The following is a 20,295-nucleotide window of genomic DNA, read 5'->3' on the forward strand; positions in this document are numbered from 1 at the left end:
CTCAACCCTCGACACTGCTCAGGCAGCGGTCGAGGAAGGCGACCAGCGGCGCGACGTGAACCTCCGGCCGGTCCCACCGGTTCTCCAGGTTCTCCGCCAGGTGGTGGGTGGCGACGACCTGACCCGCCCGGTGGTGGCGGACGACCGGATGCAGGTACGCGGCGTCGTGGGCCTGGCCGACGACATCCTGCGCGACCCGGCTGACGGTGACGTCGAACGGATCCACCTGGTCATGCTCTGGGCCGTACTCCAGCGTGACGACGAAGGCGTGCGGGTAGTCGTGGTCGGCGGTGCGCAGGCCGGTGTGGGTGACGTATTCGACCGGCACCTCCTCGTGGTAGCGCGCGTCGGATCCGGCCACGGTCACCACATCGGCGAGGAAGCCGAACTGCTGCCACAGGGCGGAGGTGCGGTTGACCCGCCCGATGATGGCGTCCGCGATCAGCTCAGGGGTGGCGTCCAGCTTCTCCGCCGGCCACGGGGTGTCATGGTGGCGGGCGTGGAGAACCCGGTGCAGGGCCCGCACGGCGTACCGGAAACCGTGGATGAACCCGCTGGTGGAGCGTTTGAAGTCCCGCTCCTGGGTGATGGTGCCGGCGAAATAGAGGCCGGGCACGTTCACCGATTCCCACTGCGGGGTCTGCGCCGGAAAGCGGTCCCTGATCGCTAGTGCCGGGCGGCAGGTGTCGTCGAAGATCGAGGCGTCGAAGGCGAACCCGGTGCAGGCCAGCACCCGGTCGTAGAACAGCTCCTTGACCACCTCGTCCGCGCGGGAGAACGAGAAGGTCACCTTGAAGCCGGCGCCGTCGCGCTCGATGCGTTTGATGTCGCCGTCCAGGATCGCGTTGGCCGACTTCAGCTGGTACGTGTCCAGGAAGTTGTTGTTCACCGCCCGCAGGTGCCCGACGTAGTGGGTCCGCCAGGCCATCCGGATCGAACTGGGTCCGGCGATGTGGATCAGGGTGGTGGTCTCCATCAGGTTGTCCGCGGTCTCGAAGGCGGAGTTCCCCTTGCCGATGATCAGCACCTTCTGGTCCAGATAGTCGCGCGGGTCCACGGACATCTCCGCGTACTGTTCGGCCAGTTCCAGCCCGGGAATCGGCGGCCGGTACGGCTGGGAGACCCCGGTGGCGACGATGAGCCGGCGCGCCCGGAAGACCTCCTCCCCCGCCCGGACCTCGAACACTGCGTCGGTCTTGCGGACCGAGGTCACCCGGGAGTTGTACCGAACCCGCACCCCCGTCTTCGCGGCGAAGTCCGCCAGATAGCGGACCATCACCTCGGCGTCCGGGAAGTACCGTTCGGTGTAGCTGGTGAACCGCAGCGCCGGGTCGTCGCTGAGCAGCGAGTTCCAGTCCAGCCGCAGGTTGAGCTCGGGGTCCTCCGAGCCGGTGTGCGGCTTGTTGATGGAGATCAGTTGCCGGTGGCGGGGAAAGGTGGCGAAGAAGGCCCCGGGGATCTCCGCCTGTTCCAGGACCAGATAGTCACCCCTGCCATCGGCCTCCAGCAGAGCGGCCAGTTGCAGGCCGGCCGGCCCGGCCCCGACGATCAGGTAGTCGAGCGTCATTGCACCCACCCCTCAGGAAAGACGAACGGAGAAATCCGCGACGACCTCGGCGGCGCGCCGCACGTCATCGCTCAACGGCCGGTCCGGATCGATCACCGGTACGGCCGTAGCCAGCGCGGCCAGGATCTCGGCGCAACCGGACGCGGTCGGCGTACGCGCACCGACGTGTGCGGCCTGGCGCAGCCCCACCGCCAGCGACCCGACGATGAGGTGCAGCAGCCGGGCCTGGTCCAGCGCCCGTAACGCGGCCTGGGTGCCGAGCGGAATGACATCCTGGTTGTGCAGGTTGGTCGGCAGGCTCTGCATGCTCGCGGGCATGACGTCCCGGCGGATCTCGGCGATCAGAGCGGTCGCCGCCAGTTGCACGCCCTGAAGCCCGTGCTGCTGTCCCGGACCGGCGGCCAGCATCGGCGGCAGACCACCGTTGCGGTTCGGGTCGACCAGCAGATCCAGTTGCCGTTCGGCCAGGTTGCCCACCTGGGCCACGACCATCGACAGCAGGTCGGCGGCGAACGCCGCCGGCTGTCCGAAGAAGTTCCCGCCGTGTACGACGAGATCCTCGTCGGGAAAGAACAAGGGATTGTCGGTGACCCCGACTAGGTCGGCCGCGATGACCGAGTCGACGTAGCGCAGGGCGTCCTCGGCCGCGCCGAGCAGCTGCGGTGAACAGCGGATGCTGTACGGCTCCTGAAGTGGGCGTCTGCCGGACGGCACCAGCCCCGCACTGACCCGCCGCATGTGGACGCCCACCCCGATCGCCCCCGGATGGCCGTACGCCTGCAGCAGCCGGGCATCGAGAAACTGCGGGTCACTGCCCAGCAGGTCGGCCAGCAGGCAGGTGAGCACCTGAACCCCCCGGTGCGCGGCGCGGACCTCCTCCAGCGCGAGTGCCGTCGCCGCCGTGGTCAGGGAGGTGCCGTTGACCAGGGCCAAGGCGTCCCTGCCGTCCAGCGGCAGCGGTTCCAGACCGGCCCGGGCGAGCGCCTCGGCCGCGGGCAGCCGTACCCCGTCCAGATAGGCGTGACCCCGACCCCGTAACGCCTGGGCGGCCGCCCCGAGCGGGATCAGGTCACCGCTGGCCCCGACCGAACCCAGCCGGGGCACCGCGGGCACGAAGGTGGTCGCCAGCATCGCCGCCAGCGCGTCGATGACGTGCGGGGACACCCCCGACGCGCCCCGGGCCAGCGACCCGGCCCGCAGCAGCAGGGTCGCCCGGACCACCTCGGCATCCAGTTCCGGGCCCTGACCGGCACCGAGGTGGGCGAGGGTGTTGTCGGCCTGGTCCCGCAGGTCGACGCGGCCCGCGTACCCCACCAGGGCACCGAAACCGGTCGTGGCGCCGTACACCGCGCGGTCGTCGCCGAGCACCTCGGACAGGAAGGTACGGCCGGCCGCGACCCGGTCCCGAAGGTGCGGCCCGACCACGATGGTGATGGGGTCGCGGGCGGCGCGCAGATCGGCGATCCGCAGCGGGACCGCGAGGTCCACCTTTGTCGTCATGCGAACGCACCCTAGAGACGAATTCTCAGAACCCTCTGAAATCGGATCGCTAAATTGCGCCGCATGACGCTCGATTACCTGATCATTGGAGCCGGACCGGCCGGGCTACAGCTCGCTCACCTGCTCGAGCGCGACGGCCGTGACCATCTGGTCCTGGAGGCCGGCCCGGCACCGGGCACCTTCTTCACCACCTATCCCCGGCACCGACAACTCATCTCCATCAACAAGGTCTGGACCGGTTCCGACGATCCGGAGTTCAACCTGCGCGCCGACTGGAACTCGCTACTCAGCGACGATCCGGCCCTGCTGTTCAAGAACTACAGCGGGCGGTACTTCCCGGACGCCGCGGACCTGGTGCGCTACCTGGCCGACTTCGCCCGCGACCTGCCGGTCAGGTACGACACCCGGGTCACCCGGATCGCGCGCGACGGCGACCTGTTCACCGTCGATGCCGGGGACGACACCCTCACCGCCCGCCGGGTGGTCGTCGCCACCGGCGTGTCCCAGCTGTACGTCCCGCCGATCGAGGGCGCCGAGCTCGCCGAACGGTACGACACCGTCAGCGTCGACCCGGAGGACTTCACCAACCAGCGGGTCCTCATCATCGGCAAGGGCAACTCGGCCTTCGAGACCGCCGACGCCCTCATCGAGACGGCCGCGGTCATCCATGTCGCCGGTCCACACTCGATCAAGCTGGCGTGGCAGTCGCACTACGTCGGGCACCTGCGGGCGGTCAACAACAACTTCCTCGACACGTACCAGCTCAAGTCGCAGAACGCGGTCCTCGACGGCACCGTCGAGCGGATCGCCCGACGCGACGACGGCGGCTACCGGATCGACTTCCGGTACGCCCGCAGCGTCGAGGCGATCCGGCAGATCGACTACGACCGGGTCATTCTCTGCACCGGATTCCGCTTCGACGCCGGCATCTTCGACCCCTCCGCCCGGCCACGGCTGGTCATCAACGACCGCTTCCCCGAGCAGACCTCGGCGTACGAGGCGGTCAACGTACCCGGCCTGTACTTCGCCGGCACCCTAACCCAGCAACGCGACTTCAAGCGCTCCACCAGCGGATTCATCCACGGCTTCCGGTACGGGGTGCGGGCCCTGCACCGGATTCTCCACGCCCGCCACCACGACACCCCCTGGCCGGCCGCGACCCTGGAGGCCACCCCGGAGGCGATCGCCGACGCGGTCATCGCCCGGATCAACCGCACCTCCGCGCTGTGGCAGCAGTTCGCCGTCCTCGGCGATGTCGTCGTCATCTCCGACGAGAACACCGCGCGCTATCACGAGGAGGTACCGGTCGGGTACCTGCACGACGGCGGCCTGGGTCCGCAACCCTTCGCGTTCGTGATCACCCTGGAGTACGGACCGGACCATGACCAGGTCGACCCCTTCGACATCACCGTGCCCCGGATCGCCGAGAACGACGCCGCGCACGCCCACGACGCCAGCTACCTGCACCCGGTCGTACGGGTCCACCGCGACGGCAAGATCGTCGCAGTGCACCACCTGGCGGAGAACCTCGAGAACCACTGGAACCTGCCGGAGGTGCACCACCAGCCGCTGGTGCTCTTCATCAAAGGCGTACTCTCCGATGCCGGTTGAGGTCTGGCCGCAGCCGGTGTTGGACCTGCTCGCCGTCGGTGACGACCGGCCGGTCTTCGAAGACGGCGACCGGACCGTCACCGCGGCCCAGATGCACCGTCTGGTCCGTCGCATCGCCGCCGGGCTGCGGGCCGCCGGGGCCGGCCCCGGCGTCGGGGTGGCCCTGCGGCTCGGCGTCACCGCGGAGGCCTTCGCGGCGACCATCGCTGCCTTCGCGGTCGGCGCCCGGGTCTCCGGGATCCGCCCCGACCTGACACCGGCCCACCACGCCTGGCACCTCGGCGAGAACACCCTGCTGGTCGACGACGCCCGGGTCGCCACCCTGGCCCGCGCCCCCGACGACGGAACTCCGCTGATCGCCGCCGGACACCCCCACGAGATCGCCCGGATCGTCTGGACCAGCGGCAGCACCGGCAACCCCAAGGGCTGCGCCCAGACGTACGCGGCGATGAGCGCGGCCTGGGCACCGTACCCGGACCGGTGGCCCCCGCCGATCGCCGACCTGGCCCCCCGCCTGGCGCGGTATCTGGTCTTCGGTTCGCTCAGCAGCCAGGTGATGCTGGAGTACGCCATCCTCACCCTGGCCGCGGGCGGCACCCTGGTCGCGGCCCGGCCCCCCGGTTTCCCCGGCATGATCGCCCGACATCGGGCGACCGCGAGCGTGATCACCGTGGGCAAGCTGTACCAACTCGTGCACGACCAGCGCACCGATCCGGTCGACCTGAGCAGCCTGCGGGCCCTGGTGGTCTCCGGCTCCCCACTGGCACCGGGCCGACTCGCCGAGGCCCTCGAGGTACTCGGCCCGGTGATCTTCCACGGCTACGGCCAGACCGAAACCGGCATGATCACGATGGTGACGCCGACCGAGATGCTGGCCTCCCCCGCCGCACTCGCCTCGGTCGGCCGCCCACCCCCGGTCACCGAACTGTCCATCCGGGACCCCGACGGCCAACCCGCCGCCGAGGGAGAACTCTTCGTGCGGACACCCGCCCAGGCCACCGCCTACTGGACGGACCCGGTCGAAACCGCCGAGGTCTTCGTCGACGGCTGGGTGCGCACCCGTGACCTGGCCCGACTGGACAGCGACGGCTACCTGCACCTGCTCGGCCGGACCCGGGAGGTCATCATCGTGCACGCCAACCTGGTGTACGCCGGCCCCATCGAACGAGTGCTCGCCGCTGACCCCACGGTCGCCGAGGCCTACGTCGTCGGCCGTCCCGATGACGCCACCGGAGAAGCGGTACACGCCTACGTGGTGCCGGCCGCCGGTCACACACCGGACGCCGGACGGCTGCGCGCCCTGGTGGCGGCGGCCCTGGGAGAGCCGTCGGCTCCGCAGACGATCCAGTCGATCGATCGAGTCCCGTTGGGACCCAGCGGTAAGCCGGACAAGCGCGCCCTGGCACGCATGACGCTCAGGTGACCGTTCTCCGACTGTCGCCTCGACCTGCTCACGTCCGGTCAGACGAAAGTGAACAAGCGTGCCTGCGACAGCCGCCGCGCGGGCACCGGCGCGGCGACGAGCCGGTGCATGGCCACCCGGAACCCGGCATCGGCGGGCCCGGTGAAAGCCACCGGCAACACGTCACGCCTGTCACCAAGCCATTCCCTCTCCACCCGGCCATCGTGGCGCACCCCCGGCAACACCGTCGACCACGATCTCGGTGGCGCCCGAACAACATCTGCCGTCTCCAGATCCTTGCCAGTGGCCGCCAGACTGGGTGAATGCGCCGCGGCCATGAACCCGAGGAATTTCCGCTCCGCCAGGCTGCACTGGACCTGGTCGAGGACAGCCCCGAGGGGCGCTCTCTCAGAAGGAAACTCGACGCCTTCGACGAACTCGATGAACCGGCGAAGAAGAAGGCTGCCCAGGACATCCGCGAAGACATCGCCGACATCGTCGCCCGTGCGATCACGGAAGAGCACCACCGCACTCTGATGCTGGATGCCCTCGTCACCTTCCGGAACGACCCCAACCTCTCCCCCTCCGATCCTGCGGAGATAGCGGACCGGCACCCAGTTGTGGCCCAGACCCTGGACATCGCGCAGGACATCCTCGTGGAACTGGGGAAGGAGATGTTGATCGAGGCGTTGTTCCCCGGCGCGCATCTGCTCCTCCCACCCCACGACTTCGTCGAAAGCCTCTTCACGGCCGTGGAGATGCTCGAGGTCGCGGAAGACCCGGCGGAGTCGCTGTGGTGGTGAGGTGGCCGCACACGCTAAATCGGTTGCCACCGATGGCGCGTTTTGCGAGGTTGAGGGCGTGATCGCCGACGCCGTACCCGTGCCGGTTCGCCGCCTCGTTGACGCGGCGCTGGTACGGCGGCTGGTGGCGAGCCAGTTCCCGCAGTGGGCCGATCTGCCCGTTCGGCCAGTGCCGCGCGGCTGGGACAACCAGACCTTCCGGTTGGGTGAGCGACTGTCGGTACGACTGCCCACCGCCCAGGAGTACGCCCTGGCGGTCGACAAGGAACACCGATGGCTGCCGGTGCTCGCGCCGCAACTGCCGCTGCCGGTGCCCAGGCCGGTGACGCGCGGAGTCCCCGCCCACGGGTACCGCTTCGACTGGTCGGTCTACGAGTGGATCGACGGGGAACCCGCCAACCTCGACAGCATCGGCGACCTGACCGGGTTCGCGAAAGATCTGGCCGCGTTCCTCGTCGCGCTGCGCCGCGTCGATCCGACCAGGGGGCCGCAGCCCGGACTTCACAACTGGTTTCGTGGCGGGCCGCTGCGCGTCTACGACCCTCAGGTCCGCCGGGCGGTCGAGAAACTGGACCACCGGATACCCCGCGACATCATCACCGAGATCTGGCAGTCGGCACTCACGGCGACCTGGGACGGCCGACCGGTGTGGTTCCACGGCGACGTGGCCCCGGGCAACCTTTTGATCCTCAACGGCGCGCTCGCCGCCGTCATCGACTTCGGCACCTGCGGGGTGGGCGACCCGGCCTGCGATGCGGCGATCGCCTGGACCCTGCTGTCCGGTCCGAGCCGCGAGGCCTTCCGCGCCCGGCTCGATGTCGATGCGGCGACCTGGGCCCGCGGACGGGCCTGGGCCCTGTGGAAGACCCTGATCGCGTACGCCGGCGCACTGCACGACGACCGGGCCGTGACCGCAGCGGCCCACCGCGTCATCGACGACATCGTCTCCGAGTACGCGACGCCAGGGCGCTGACCCGAGCGCCGGTGCAGGTTCTCCCCACCCCACCGGAGGTGCAGACCGCGCACACAGCACCCCCGCAGCGCCGGCGGCTACGGCCCTGGCTGCGGATCCGAACAGTCAGATGAGTCCCTGAACGAGCATGGCTTCGGCGACCCGGAGGAAGCCGTTGATGTTCGCCCCGGCCATGTAGTTGCCGGGCATCCCGTACTCCTCCGCGGTCTCAAAGCAGCGGGCGTGGATGTCCTGCATGATCTGCTGGAGCCGCTGCTCGGAGTAGCTGAACGTCCAGGAGTCGCGGCTGGCATTCTGCTGCATCTCCAAGGCGCTGGCGGCCACGCCGCCGGCATTGGCGGCCTTGCCCGGGGCGAAACGTACTCCGGCCTCGGTGAAGACCCGGATGCCGTCGGGCGTCGTCGGCATGTTCGCGCCCTCCACCACCGCGATGCAGCCGTTAGCGACAAGGGCGGCGGCGTCCGCGCCACTTACCTCGTTCTGCGTGGCGCAGGGTAGGGCGACCTCGCAGGGCACCTCCCACACCCTGCGCCCGGGGACGAAGGTCGCGTGTTGTCGAACCTCGGCGTAGTCGCTGATCCGGCCGCGCTGCACCTCCTTGATCTGCTTGAGCACCTCGACGTCGATGCCCTTCTCGTCCACCACGTAACCGGAGGAGTCCGCGCACGCCACCGCCACACCACCGAGCTGCTGGACCTTCTCGATGGCGTAGATCGCCACATTGCCGGAGCCGGAGACCACCACCCGCTTGCCGTCGAGCCCGCCTCCGGCGGCCCGCAACATCTCCTCGGCGAAGAACACGCAGCCGTACCCGGTGGCCTCCCGACGCACCTGGGCGCCGCCGTACGCGAGCCCCTTGCCGGTCAGCACCCCGGACTCGTACCGGTTGGTGACGCGCTTGTACTGGCCGAACAGGTAACCGATCTCGCGTGCGCCCACCCCGATGTCACCGGCCGGCACGTCGGTGTACTCGCCGATGTGCCGGTACAGCTCGGTCATGAAGCTCTGGCAGAAGCGCATCACCTCGCGATCCGAGCGACCCTTGGGATCGAAGTCCGCGCCGCCCTTGCCCCCACCGATCGGCATACCGGTCAAAGCATTCTTGAAGATCTGCTCGAAGCCGAGGAACTTCACGATGCCCAGATACACCGACGGATGGAACCGCAGGCCACCCTTGTACGGGCCCAGGGCACTGTTGTACTCCACCCGGAACCCGCGGTTGACGTGCACCTCGCCACGGTCGTCCTCCCACGGCACCCGGAAGATCACCTGCCGCTCCGGTTCGCAGATCCGCTCGATGATCTTCGCCTTGGCGTACTCCGGGTGCCGGACGAGCGCTGGACGAATGCTGTCCAGCACCTCGCGGACCGCTTGGTGGAACTCCTCCTCGCCGGGGTTGCGTCGGATCACACCGGTCAGAACGGCCTCGAACTTCTCATGCGTCCACAAATAGCCCTCCAGGCATGCTTCATATACGAATTTCGCGCCAAAGACATCGAACGGGCCAGCGCGGCAGTCGTCCACACGTCGTAGGCCCTGGTCTCGGTGACAGCATATGGGCGTCGAGATCCACAGCGACGCGCATGCCCCTGCATCCTGGCATGTAGAACAGCACCCGACCAGCAGGTCCGCCGGACGATCGAGACACTGGACCACCGAATACCCCGCGACATCATGTGCGGGAAGCGCCCGGCACGACGCAGCAGCAGGCTGACACCGCGGCCGACCCGAGCATGATCACCTCGATCATCAGGACGTCATCGCGGTGTGACGCCGGGGCGTGACCATTGCGCGGTGGGGCGGCCGTTGAGACGCCAGGGGTGCCCGGTGACCCGCGGCCAGTCTTCAGGGGAGTTTTCCCAGTTCTCCTGCCGGCCGTACACCGTGAGGTCCAGGGCGTGGTAGGTGGTCATCAACGCCTCGACGCCCCGCCCGGTGGTCCAGTAGGTCTCGTAGACCTTGTCGCCGTCGCGCAGGTAGCACGCGATGAACCCGGAGCCACGACCGTCGGCCAGTGCCGGGTCGGAGTCTTTCGCCGAATACCAGGGGAACCGGTAGCCCATGAACTCCGCGAACGGGGCACTCTCGTCGTAGGGACCCTCGCAGAACACGGCGTAGGTGACGTCCCGAGCGTGCAGATAGTCCAGCGTCTGCATGTGACAGGTCGAGAAGGTGCACCCCTCACACTGCTGCTCGTACGGTTTGCCGTCGTGCCACATGTGGAAGTAGGCGATGAGCATCCGGCGGCCCTCGAACACCTCCACCAGCGGGGTGTCCCCGCCAGGGCCCCGCACCGTCACCGTCGGCATCAAGGTCATCGGCAGTTGACGACGAGCGGCTGCGATCGCGTCTCCTTCGCGGGTATGGGCCTTCTCCCGGGCCAGCAGTTCGTCGCGCTCGCGCAGCCAGGTCTCCCGGTCGACGACCCGGGGCGCGGCGGCGCTGGACGCGGGGGTTGCCGTCATGGCTGTCTCCCTCGTGCAGTGGGAATCGGTCACAGGTACAGACGACCGAGTCGGCGATCGTCATCGGTGACCGATGACGGATGGGCCCGCGGTCGTCAGTACGGTCGTGCGGACCACTCAGCCCCGGGGAAATCACATGTCCGACTCGCCTGATGAGCAGGCGGTCTGGCTTCAGCGCGCCTTCGACGAGCACCGGCGTGAGCTACATGTGCACTGCTACCGCCTCGCCGGGAACGTCCCCGACGCGGACGACCTGGTGCAGGAGACCTTCCTGCGTGCCTGGCGGGCTCGCGACCGCTTCGAGGGCCGGGCGTCGGCGCGCACCTGGTTCTACCGGATCGCCACGAACGTCTTCCTCGACAGCCGCAAGGCGGCCGGTCACCGGACGGTACCGTACGGTGATCCGCTGGAGTGGTCCACCGAGCTCGGTCCCTATCCCGACGCCCTGCTGGCCGACGATCCGCAGACCGGTCTCGCCGCCCGGGAGACCGTCGAGCTGGCCGTGATCGCAGCGCTCATGTACCTGCCGCCGCGGCAGCGGGCGGCCTTCGTGCTGCGCGACGTCCACGGCTGGACGCCGCAGGAGATCGCCGCCGCGCTCGACACCGCCGTAGCGGCCGTCAACAGCCTCCTCCAGCGGGCCCGCCACACCCTCCGGCGGCACGCTCCGTCGGACCCGAAGGACTGGCGCCGCCCGCAGCTCACCAGTGAGGACGAGGAGATCCTGCGCCGCTACGCCAACGCGAAGGACCCGGAGACGTTCCGGGCACTGCTCGCCGAGGACGTACGGATCACGATGCCGCCCGAGCCGCCGGTCGTCGGGATCGACGCGGCCGCGGAGTTCCTCGCCCGACCGCTCGACTGGCGTACGTTCCCCACCTCGGCCAACGGGCGCCCGGCACTGATCAACTACCTCCGCCGACCCGGCAGCCCACACTACGAGGCGCTGGTCGTCGACGTACTCCGGATCGAGAACGGGAAGATCGTAGCGAGCAACGCCTTCATCGGTGCCCGTCACGTCGCCGCCTTCGGCATGCCCGCCACGCTCGAGCCCTAGACGAGTAGGTCTCAAGCTGAGTGGCCGAGTCTGCGCTGGTAGTGGAATCGTCGGGCGCAGGCTTGGAATGTTCGTCGCCAGATTGACCAGCGCAGGGTGTGCTCTGGCGGTAGCGCCACGGCCGATCTCTGGCCTCTGCCGGTCTGGAACAGCTCCTCGATGCTCCAGGGGGAGCCGGCCACGGTCACGAGGATGTGTAGCGGCCGCCGGTACCCACCGGCGATCACGGCTGGGCATTCAACGTTCGGCTCACTGCCTCGGCCACCGCTTCGCCGTATGTCAGGGCGAGGTCGCGGCACAGGGTAGAGGCCGTCAGGGCGTACTCTTGGCCGCCCGGTTCGGTGATCGCGTACGCCGCGAGCTGGCACCCCAACGCCGCGGCCGTCTGGCTTGGCAGTCCACGCACGACGCCCGCGGCAAATCCGGCCCGGAACGCGTCCCCGCCACCGGTCGGGTCAACCACCCCCGCCACCGAGGCGGCCGGAACGTGTGCCTGAGCGCCGGCTGCCCGTATCAGCACACCGTCAGCGCCGCGGGTCGTCACCACCACGCCGCCCATCCCGTCGAGGTCGGCCTCCTCGATGTCCAGCTTGGTTCTCAGGAGTTCGTATTCGTACTCATTGGTGATCAGGTAGGCCGCCCCGGTCAGGAACTCGGCGATGTCCGTGCCGCTCATGGTGGCGAGTTGCTGCGAGGGATCGGCGATGAACGGGACGCCCCGGTCGCGGCAGGCACTGGCGTGGCGGCGCATGGCGACTGGGTCGTCCGGGCCGACGAGGACTAGGGCGACCGGGGCAGCGCCGAGCACCGCGCGGAGATCGATCGCGGCCGCCTCGGTCATCGCGCCAGGGTAGAAGGAGGCGATCTGGCACAGATCATCGTCGGTGGTACAGACGAACCGGGCTGTGTACGCGCTCTCACTGACCAGCACTGAGCCGCAGTCCACGCCGTGCCGTTCCAGCCACTGGCGGTAGTCGGCGAAGTCCGGGCCAACCGCGCCGACCAGTTCGGGGCGCAGGCCGAGCAGGCCCAATCCGTACGCGATATTGGCGGCCACCCCGCCGCGCCGTACGGTCAGCTCGTCGACGAGGAAGGAGAGTGACACCGTGTGGAGTTGGTCCGCGATGAGCTGGTCGGCGAAGCGACCCGGGAAGCTCATCAGGTGATCGGTGGCGATGGAGCCGGTCACGACGACGCGGGACACGGCGGTCATCCGGCCGCGTTCTTGAGGTCCTGGGCGCGGTCGGTGTTCTCCCACAGCAGCTCCGGCAGTTCGCGGCCGAAGTGGCCGTACGCCGCGGTCTGCTGATAGATCGGACGCAGCAGGTCCAGATCCCGGATGATCGCCGCCGGACGCAGATCGAACACCTCGTGGATGGCCTTCTCGATCCGCTCCACCGGTACGTGCTCCGTACCGAACGTCTCCACGAACAACGACACCGGGTGCGCCTTACCGATCGCATACGCAACCTGCGTTTCACACCGCTCCGCCAACCCCGCCGCGACCACGTTCTTCGCCACCCAACGCATCGCGTACGCCGCTGAGCGGTCGACCTTCGAGGGGTCCTTGCCGGAGAAGGCGCCACCGCCGTGCCGGGCGTACCCGCCGTAGGTGTCGACGATGATCTTCCGACCGGTCAGGCCGGCATCACCCATCGGGCCACCGATCTCGAAACGACCGGTCGGGTTGACCAGCAGCCGGTAGTCCGCAGTGTCGAGATTCAGACCTTCCAGCACCGGATGGATCACGTAGTCGCGCACGTCGGGAGTCAGCAGCGCCTCAAGTGAGACACCAGCGGCGTGCTGCGAGGACACCACCACCGTGTCGAGCCGCACGGGCCGCAGCCCGTCGTACTCGATGGTGACCTGGGTCTTGCCGTCCGGCCGCAGGTACGGAATCGTGCCGTCCTTACGCGCGGTCGACAGCCTCCAGGCCAGCCGGTGCGCCAGCGCGATCGGCAACGGCATCAGCTCCGGGGTCTCCGAGCAGGCGAAGCCGAACATCATGCCCTGGTCGCCGGCACCCTGGGCGTCGAGCGCATGCTCGGAGTTGCCCTCGCGCAGCTCGACCGCATTGTCCACGCCCTGGGCGATGTCGGGCGACTGCGAGCCGATCGAGACGCTGACGCCGCACGAGACGCCGTCGAAGCCCTTCTTGGACGAGTCGTAACCGATGGCCAGGATCGTCTCGCGCACGATGCTCGGAATGTCCGCGTACGCCTTGGTGGTCACCTCACCGGCCACGTGAACCTGGCCGGTCGTGATCAGGGTCTCCACCGCGACGCGGCTACGGGGGTCCTGCGCCAGCAGGGCGTCGAGAATGCCATCGCTGATCTGGTCGGCGATCTTGTCCGGGTGGCCTTCCGTGACCGACTCGGAGGTGAACAGACGTCCCATGGCTTCTCCTCGCTTCAGTCCTGCAGGCATCATCACTCGCACCGCTCGAGCAACGATGGAGCCCCAGGGGCGCCCGGTAGCGGACGTCGAGCGGTCTTCTAGGACCGCTCTTTAGCGTTCGGGACGATCCGCGACGTCGTTACCGAGACGGCCGTGTGCCGGTGCCTGCTGGCCGCGACCACCACCGCAGGGGGCCTGGCATGGAGATTCTGTACACCGCCGAAGCCACCGCGACCGGGGCCGGCAGGGAAGGCGAGGTCCGCACCTCGGACGGCGTCCTGCACGAGCGGCTGGAACTCCCGGTGAGGATGGGCGGCTCTGGTGGGCTGGCCGTCAATCCCGAGCAGCTCTTCGCCGCGGGATACGCGGCCTGCTTCCACAACGCGGTGCTCTGGTCCGCTCGCTCGGAGCGTATAGAGCCGTACGGCTCCTCGGTGACCGCCCGGGTCGGCATCGGCCGTCAGGGGCCAGGCTTCGGCCTGACCGTCGCCCTCCGAGTCGATCTGCCGGGCGTAGCCCGTGCCGTGGCGGAACGGATCGTCGCCGCCGCGCACCGTGGTTGCCCCTACTCCCGCGCGATCCAGGGCAACGTCGACGTCGACCTCGTCCTCATCGAGCACGACCACCAATCACTGTGACAGTCAAGAATCGGGTACGCCTGTGAACGAAGTGACACGCCGCGGGTTCCTCAGCGCCTCAGCGGCGGCCGGTGGGATGGCTGTCGGTGGGTTATGGCAGCCCGGGTCGGCTGCGGCCGGCGGGTGCGCGCCGTCGTTCGGGCCGGTGACGGTCCGGACCCGGGACCCGCGATACCAGGAGCTGACGACCCGTGCGTACAACGGACGCTTCGTGGGCCGCCCGGACGAGGTTCGCCTGGTCGGCTCGGCCGATCAGATCGTGCGGGCCGTCACCGACGCCGTACGGACCGGGAAACGTCTGGCGGTCCGCAGTGGCGGGCACTGCTTCGAGAACATCCCGGACGCCCCGGACGTTCGGATGGTCATCGATCTGTCGGAGATGAACGAGGTCTCGTTCGACCCCGTGCGGCGGGCGTTCGTCGTCGAAGCGGGCGCGACCCTGGGCCAGATCTACCGGAAGCTGTTCCTCGGCTGGGGGGTGACTCTGCCCGGGGGGACCTGCCCGACCGTGGGCGCGGGAGGCCACGTTGTCGGCGGCGGTTACGGCGCCCTGTCACACCGGTACGGCTCCGTCGTAGACCACCTCTACGCCGTCGAGGTGGTCGTGGTCGACCGCTCGGGCCAGGCGCGGAAAGTGGTGGCGACGCGCGAACCGGACGACCCGCACCGCGATCTGTGGTGGGCTCACACCGGTGGCGGTGGCGGTAACTTCGGCATCGTCAGCCGCTACTGGTTCCGTTCACCGCAGGCGCGGGGCAGTGATCCCGCACGCCTGCTGCCGAAGCCTCCGGTGACCCTGCGCCAGGCCAGCGTCTCGTGGCAGTGGGCGGACATCGACGAGGCGGCGTTCGCCCGGCTCATTCACAACTACACGACCTGGCATCGCGAGCATCCCGGCGCGGACCTGCACGCCGGGCTGAGCCTCCTGCACAGGGCAGCGGGCGAGATCCGGCTGGATGTCCAGCTCGATGAGGAGCAGCCGGGCGCCGAGCAGCTGATGGCCGGGTACATCGCCGCCATCGGCGCGGGGGTGCCCGCGACCCCGGCCACACAGGTCTTCACGTGGCCTTGGCTGCGGGCCACCACCTCGCTTTATCCGGGGCTCAGCGGGTACCGGATCAAGTCGAAGTCGGCGCTGCTGCGCCGGCCCTGGACAGACCAGCAGATCGCTGTGGTGCACCGGTACCTGCAGCAGGGCGGCGCCGAGCACTACCCTTCCGGCGCCTACCTCAGCACCTTCGGAGGGCAGATCAACGCGGTGCCGGCGAACGCCACCGCGATGGTCCATCGCGACGCGGCGTTCAGCTCGTTCTTCGAGACTGCCTGGTCGCTGCCGGAGGAGGACGAGCACCACCTCTCCTGGATCCGCGGCCTCTACCGCGACGTACACGCCGACACGGGTGGGGTGCCGGTCCCGGGCCCGGCCTACAGCGGAACGTTCGTCAACTACCTGGACGCGGACCTCGCGGATCCGGTCTGGAACACCTCCGGCACTCCTTGGCACGCGCTCTACTACCGCGAAAACTACCCGCGCCTGCAGCAGGTGAAGGCACGGTGGGATCCCCGCGGCGTCTTCCGGCACCTGCTGTCCGTCCGGCCGGCATGACGCGGCCTCAATCACTCAGCGAGGGACCTTCCATGGCCAGTGACACCACGCTCTATCTCGATCTCTTGAAGAAGGTCCTGACCAACGTCATCTACCGAGACGCCGCGCAGGAGGCCTCCTGGTTCTACCAGGGCCCCGGGTACCACGAGCACAGTCGGGTCAACGGCGAGGACTGGCCGTCCGTGGCGCACACCATGATCGGGCTCAAGCGGCTGGACAACCTCCAGTCCTGCATCGAACGGGTGCTGGCCGACGGCGTCGCCGGCGACCTGATCGAGACCGGGGTGTGGCGCGGCGGCGCCTCCATCTTCGCGCGTGCGGTGCTGCACGCTCACGAGGTCAAGGATCGCCGGGTGTGGGTGGCCGACTCCTTCGAGGGCATGCCGGTCACCGATGAGAGCAGCCATCCCGACGACCGCGACCTGGCGCTGCATCAGTACAACAGCCAGCTCGCCGTCTCGCTCGACGAGGTGAAGCGCAACTTCGAGAGTTACGGGCTGCTCGACGAGCAGGTCGTGTTCCTGAAGGGCTGGTTCCGCGACACCCTGCCGACGGCGCCGATCGACCAACTCGCGGTGCTGAGGCTCGACGGCGACCTGTACGAGTCCACCCGGGACGCCCTGGTGAACCTATACCCGAAGCTGTCGCCCGGCGGCTTCGTCATCATCGACGACTACGTCATCCCCGCCTGCCGGCTCGCGACGACGGAGTTCCGCGACCAGCACGGCATCACCGCCGAGCTGGTGACCATCGACGACAGCAGCGTGTACTGGCGCCGGGAAAGCTGAGACACCGGCGGCTCCGGCCGTGGTCGTCCGGATCGAAGAGCCGCACGTGCACGGCGCCGTTGCCCATCGACGCCTTCAGCCCGCCCGGCGTCCCCTCAACACTCCTCCGCATCGGGGCCACCATCACCCATCCGGCCTGTGGCTTCGCGGTCAGCGTCACGACAGCATGGCGGTACGTCCGAGAAGCCATCGACCTGCTCGCCGCGCACGCCGACGACCTGAACTCAGCGATGCGACGCATCAGCCGACTCGCGTACGCGATCCTCGACGGCACCCTGATCCCAATCGACCGGGTCGCAGACCAACGCCCGCGCTACTCCGGTAAGCACAAGCGCCACGGGGTGAACGTGCAGATCATCACGGGCTGCGAAGGGCGCCTGGTCTGGACTTCGCCTGCCCTACCCGGCGCGGTTCACAACGCGCCGTCGCCCACCCTCAAGGACTGGAAAGCCCTAGCCGAGCTCCGCTGCTGCCCCCGACGCGCCGCCGCGATCCTCCAGGCCATCCTCGTCCTGCACCACGTTCAGAGCGACTGAAGCCCACGATGAAAAGGGGCTCATTCTTCGCCAGCGGAACGTGCATGGAAAATTGGTCCTCTCCGACGCTTGACAGAACGCAAGGAATGCTGTCAAGCGTTCGATCACTCCGCAGGTCAGACGAGGAGCGAGCAACTGCCTTCGCTATTGACGCAGACATACCGTGAATAGCGAGAGATCATGAAGACCGGGACAGGTCGCGACGCTACCGACCCGGTTCCGACGCGAGCGTTGCCGGACGTCCGCCACACGATCGGCCGCCCACCGAGCGAACGTGCGTCCGGGTCGACCGGTTACCGCGCGTACCGCCGCGAATAAGGTCCGCGGTGATCTCCGGCCACCCTCGCGCAACATGTTCGCCCGCAGCTGTGCCGGGCAGTTCCTCGATCCGGTCTGCCTGCCGATGGCGTCACCGATCGCCCGGACCTGGTTCCGCTGGACCGCCTTCTCCACCGTGACGTACGGCCGGCCCGACAACGACAGCACCCCGGCCCTCTTCGCCAGGTCGGCGACCTCCTCGGTGACGGCGCACAACTCGGGCTGCGGATCGGCCACGGGTGTGCGGATCGCAGGCGTCGAGGAGGTGGCCCCGCGCATGGCTTCAGCGACGCGAAAGCGTGCCACGAACTTAAGAACCGGACACGACCACCGCATTTGACAAATCAGCGTTCATGCTGTCAGCGATTTGCACCCCAGAAGCAGTCAGCCGACCTACATGAACGCGATATCCACTCCGCATTAGAAGAACGGGTATCATTGCCACGACTCCCGTATATTTGGTAGCGTTTCTCCGCATCGACACCAACCCTGATGGGGATGCTTGCTGTGTTTCGCCTGGAGGGAGCGCCCGAGCGGACTGAACCATCGACATCGGCACCAGCGGCGGTGATCAGGGCGGCAGGTTGATCGGGACGGGCACTTCGGAGCAGATCACGACCGGCCGAAGCCACACGGCCACTACCTACGTACCGCGCTCACCCGCTGATGCGGGCGGCGAGCACATTATTCCGAGATCCTGGGAGGAATTGTGACGATTCTAGTGACCGGCGCCACCGGCAACGTCGGCAAGGAGGTGGTCAAGCACCTCCTTGCGGCCGGGGCTCAGGTCCGCGCGCTGACCCGCGATCCGGACAAGGCTTCGTTCCCGCCGGAAGTCGAAGTCGTACAAGGTGATCTGTTGGAGCCGGAAACCATCCGGCCGGCGTTGGCCGGTGTCACGGCAATGCACCTGTTCTCCGTGCCGGAGACTGCGGCACAGGTCGTCGAGTTGGCGAAACAAGCCGGTGTCCGGCGGATCGTGGTGCTGTCCTCGGACGCTGTGACCGACAAGCACGATGACGGGTACCACCTGGTCGTCGAGAAGGCGGTGGAGAACTCCGGCCTGGAATGGACTCACGTGCGGCCTGGCGAGTTCGCGTTGAACAAGCGTGACAGCTGGTCGGAGCCGATCCGCCAGGGCCACGTCCGGCTGGCCTTCCCGGACGCCAAGGGCATGCCGGTACACGAGACCGACATCGGCGCGGTGGCCGCGGCGGCGCTGGTAAACGACGGTCACGCCGGCAAGATCTACCGGCCGACCGCGCCCGAGGCCACCACCCAACGCGAGCAGGTCATGGCGATCGCCAACGCCGTCGGCAAAGAAGTCACGATCGAGGTGATCACCCCCGAGCAGGAGAAGGAGGAGATGCTGCAGGTCGGCTGGCCGGTCGAGGTGATCGACTACCTTCACTCGTACTTCAAGACGTGGACGGATCACCCGCCTGAGGCGCGGCCGGACGTGGCCGAGGCGACCGGCAAGCGGGCGCACACACTCGCCGAGTGGGCTGCTGACCACGCCGACGACTTCAGGTAGGACAGCCTCGGTTATCGGGCCAGGTCCTCGAGTGTGTTGACCAGTTCCGCCATGGACGGCCGCTGCCGGCTCTCGGTCCGCAGTACGGCGGCACTCTCCCGGTAGCCGGCCACGTTCACCAGTCCCTCGACCATTGTCAGGAGGACGTCCCGCTCGGCCTCGTCGCCGGGCAGGTGGACGGCCGCTCCCGTGGCAGCCAGCCGGGATCCGGTCGTCGCCTGCTCGGTGGCGAAGGTGACCGCCAGTTGCGGCACGCCGGCCGCGACGGCTGTCATCGCGCTGCCAGATCCGCCATGGTGCACGACTGCGGCACAGCTCGGCAGCAGGGCGTGCAGCGGAAGGCGTTGGGCCACCCGCACATTGGATGGCGTCGCGCCGACCGTGGCCGCGTCCTGGGCGGTGGCCGTGACGACGACGTCGAAGCCGGTGCCGGCGAGCGCGTCGACCAGGTTCGGCAGCAGGTGGGTCGCCGGGCCGCAGACCGTGGACAACGCGGTCGACCACGTGATGCACACTCGAGGAGCGGGCGGCGGCTCCAGCAACCACGCCGGGGCCATCGCACTCCCGTTGTAGGGCACGAACCGTACGGGCAGGCGCTTGGCCCGAGTCGGCGGTTCGAGCGATGACGGGCACGGGTCGATAACGTACTCGATCATATCCGGCCCGAAGTCGACACCGTAACGCTCGAACGAGCCACTGAAGTCGGCCGGCAGCGGACGGACGTGCGCGGGCTCCTCGGTGCCGATCGGCCCCCACAGGCAGACGGCTGCGGGAATGTCGAGCACCCGGCCGATGAGTAGGGCCTCCAGGCTGGCGGGGTCCTGCAGCACGACGTCGGGACGCCACCGGCGTGCGTAGTCGACAGCAGCGTCGAAGCTGAGTGCCGTCCGCCTCGCCAACTCCGGCTCGACACGCCGCCGGTAGTCCGCGACGTCGAAGCCGGCGAGGCTGTCCAGCGGCTCGCCGGTGAGTGGGTGCAGCGGCAACCACGGATAGCGCCACGGTCCGTCGACCGCCTCCTGGTAGTGCTGGAGCCGATTGCGTACCTCGACGGTCATTCCGTCGAGAACAGGGACCGGGGTGAGCCCTGCTCTGCACAG

The 20,295-nt window shown here is 68.6% G+C and carries 18 protein-coding genes and 2 pseudogenes; 11 read left to right on the forward strand and 9 right to left on the reverse strand.

Going from position 1 to position 20,295, the window contains the following annotated elements:
• Nucleotide 1: 1 nt before the first annotated feature.
• The gene (locus OIE53_RS11240; protein WP_327026552.1) at nt 2–1,567 is read right to left on the reverse strand and encodes an NAD(P)-binding domain-containing protein; all 1,566 of its coding nucleotides are present in this window, start codon (nt 1,565–1,567) and stop codon (nt 2–4) included.
• A gap of 12 nt (nt 1,568–1,579) precedes the next feature.
• Complete coding sequence (locus OIE53_RS11245; protein WP_327026553.1) at nt 1,580–3,067, reverse strand: HAL/PAL/TAL family ammonia-lyase; 1,488 nt, start codon at nt 3,065–3,067, stop codon at nt 1,580–1,582.
• A 63-nt stretch (nt 3,068–3,130) separates the two neighbouring features.
• On the opposite strand from OIE53_RS11245, the gene OIE53_RS11250 reads away from it, so the two are divergent.
• Nucleotides 3,131–4,678, forward strand: coding sequence for an NAD(P)-binding domain-containing protein (locus OIE53_RS11250; protein WP_327026554.1), 1,548 nt, complete (start codon nt 3,131–3,133; stop codon nt 4,676–4,678).
• Nucleotides 4,668–6,101, forward strand: a complete 1,434-nt coding sequence (locus tag OIE53_RS11255) for a class I adenylate-forming enzyme family protein (protein WP_327026555.1) — start codon at nt 4,668–4,670, stop codon at nt 6,099–6,101. The genes OIE53_RS11250 and OIE53_RS11255 overlap by 11 nt, the downstream gene beginning before the upstream one ends.
• Nucleotides 6,102–6,139: 38 nt before the next feature.
• On the opposite strand, the gene OIE53_RS11260 is transcribed toward OIE53_RS11255, so the two are convergent.
• Nucleotides 6,140–6,295 (reverse strand): hypothetical protein, encoded by a 156-nt coding sequence (locus tag OIE53_RS11260; RefSeq protein WP_327026556.1) that lies wholly within the window; start codon nt 6,293–6,295, stop codon nt 6,140–6,142.
• Between the two features lie 108 nt (nt 6,296–6,403).
• On the opposite strand from OIE53_RS11260, the gene OIE53_RS11265 reads away from it, so the two are divergent.
• Nucleotides 6,404–6,883, forward strand: a complete 480-nt coding sequence (locus OIE53_RS11265) for a hypothetical protein (RefSeq protein ID WP_327026557.1) — start codon at nt 6,404–6,406, stop codon at nt 6,881–6,883.
• A 58-nt stretch (nt 6,884–6,941) separates the two neighbouring features.
• Complete coding sequence (locus OIE53_RS11270) at nt 6,942–7,856, forward strand: aminoglycoside phosphotransferase family protein (protein WP_327026558.1); 915 nt, start codon at nt 6,942–6,944, stop codon at nt 7,854–7,856.
• A gap of 105 nt (nt 7,857–7,961) precedes the next feature.
• On the opposite strand, the gene gdhA is transcribed toward OIE53_RS11270, so the two are convergent.
• Together gdhA and OIE53_RS11280 are read right to left on the reverse strand one after the other, a co-directional pair.
• Nucleotides 7,962–9,305, reverse strand: coding sequence for an NADP-specific glutamate dehydrogenase (gdhA, locus tag OIE53_RS11275; protein ID WP_327026559.1), 1,344 nt, complete (start codon nt 9,303–9,305; stop codon nt 7,962–7,964).
• A 308-nt stretch (nt 9,306–9,613) separates the two neighbouring features.
• Complete coding sequence (locus tag OIE53_RS11280) at nt 9,614–10,321, reverse strand: DUF899 family protein (protein ID WP_327026560.1); 708 nt, start codon at nt 10,319–10,321, stop codon at nt 9,614–9,616.
• 136 nt (nt 10,322–10,457) lie between these two features.
• Here OIE53_RS11280 and OIE53_RS11285 point away from each other — a divergent pair, with 136 nt between their 5' ends.
• On the forward strand, nt 10,458–11,378 hold the full coding sequence (locus OIE53_RS11285; RefSeq protein ID WP_327026561.1) for an RNA polymerase subunit sigma-70: 921 nt from the start codon (nt 10,458–10,460) through the stop codon (nt 11,376–11,378).
• A gap of 11 nt (nt 11,379–11,389) precedes the next feature.
• Here the strand turns inward: OIE53_RS11285 and OIE53_RS28440 are convergent.
• The 3 genes and pseudogenes from OIE53_RS28440 to metK all read right to left on the reverse strand — a co-directional run.
• Nucleotides 11,390–11,581: pseudogene (locus OIE53_RS28440) on the reverse strand (hypothetical protein); the annotation flags it as partial.
• Between the two features lie 20 nt (nt 11,582–11,601).
• Nucleotides 11,602–12,591 (reverse strand): carbohydrate kinase family protein, encoded by a 990-nt coding sequence (locus OIE53_RS11290; protein ID WP_327026562.1) that lies wholly within the window; start codon nt 12,589–12,591, stop codon nt 11,602–11,604.
• Complete coding sequence (metK, locus tag OIE53_RS11295) at nt 12,588–13,775, reverse strand: methionine adenosyltransferase (protein WP_327026563.1); 1,188 nt, start codon at nt 13,773–13,775, stop codon at nt 12,588–12,590. The genes OIE53_RS11290 and metK overlap by 4 nt, the downstream gene beginning before the upstream one ends.
• A gap of 200 nt (nt 13,776–13,975) precedes the next feature.
• Between metK and OIE53_RS11300 the strand changes: the two genes are divergently transcribed.
• The 6 genes and pseudogenes from OIE53_RS11300 to OIE53_RS11325 all read left to right on the forward strand — a co-directional run bounded on the left by OIE53_RS11300 (nt 13,976) and on the right by OIE53_RS11325 (nt 19,195).
• Entirely contained in the window at nt 13,976–14,413 is a 438-nt protein-coding gene (locus tag OIE53_RS11300; protein WP_327026564.1) for an organic hydroperoxide resistance protein, read from the forward strand.
• A gap of 31 nt (nt 14,414–14,444) precedes the next feature.
• Entirely contained in the window at nt 14,445–16,019 is a 1,575-nt protein-coding gene (locus OIE53_RS11305) for an FAD-binding oxidoreductase (RefSeq protein ID WP_327027154.1), read from the forward strand.
• A 32-nt stretch (nt 16,020–16,051) separates the two neighbouring features.
• Complete coding sequence (locus OIE53_RS11310) at nt 16,052–16,807, forward strand: TylF/MycF family methyltransferase (RefSeq protein ID WP_327026565.1); 756 nt, start codon at nt 16,052–16,054, stop codon at nt 16,805–16,807.
• Nucleotides 16,808–16,911: 104 nt separating this feature from the next.
• Nucleotides 16,912–17,343, forward strand: a pseudogene (locus OIE53_RS11315) (transposase family protein); the annotation flags it as partial.
• Between the two features lie 352 nt (nt 17,344–17,695).
• Nucleotides 17,696–18,001, forward strand: a complete 306-nt coding sequence (locus OIE53_RS11320; RefSeq protein WP_327026566.1) for a hypothetical protein — start codon at nt 17,696–17,698, stop codon at nt 17,999–18,001.
• Nucleotides 18,002–18,370: 369 nt separating this feature from the next.
• Nucleotides 18,371–19,195, forward strand: coding sequence for an SDR family oxidoreductase (locus tag OIE53_RS11325; protein ID WP_327026567.1), 825 nt, complete (start codon nt 18,371–18,373; stop codon nt 19,193–19,195).
• An 11-nt stretch (nt 19,196–19,206) separates the two neighbouring features.
• Here OIE53_RS11325 and OIE53_RS11330 read toward each other — a convergent pair whose 3' ends face one another.
• The gene (locus tag OIE53_RS11330) at nt 19,207–20,253 is read right to left on the reverse strand and encodes a nucleotide disphospho-sugar-binding domain-containing protein (protein ID WP_327026568.1); all 1,047 of its coding nucleotides are present in this window, start codon (nt 20,251–20,253) and stop codon (nt 19,207–19,209) included.
• Nucleotides 20,254–20,295: the final 42 nt, after the last annotated feature.

This window comes from Micromonospora sp. NBC_01739, from assembly GCF_035920385.1.
GTDB lineage: Bacteria > Actinomycetota > Actinomycetes > Mycobacteriales > Micromonosporaceae > Micromonospora.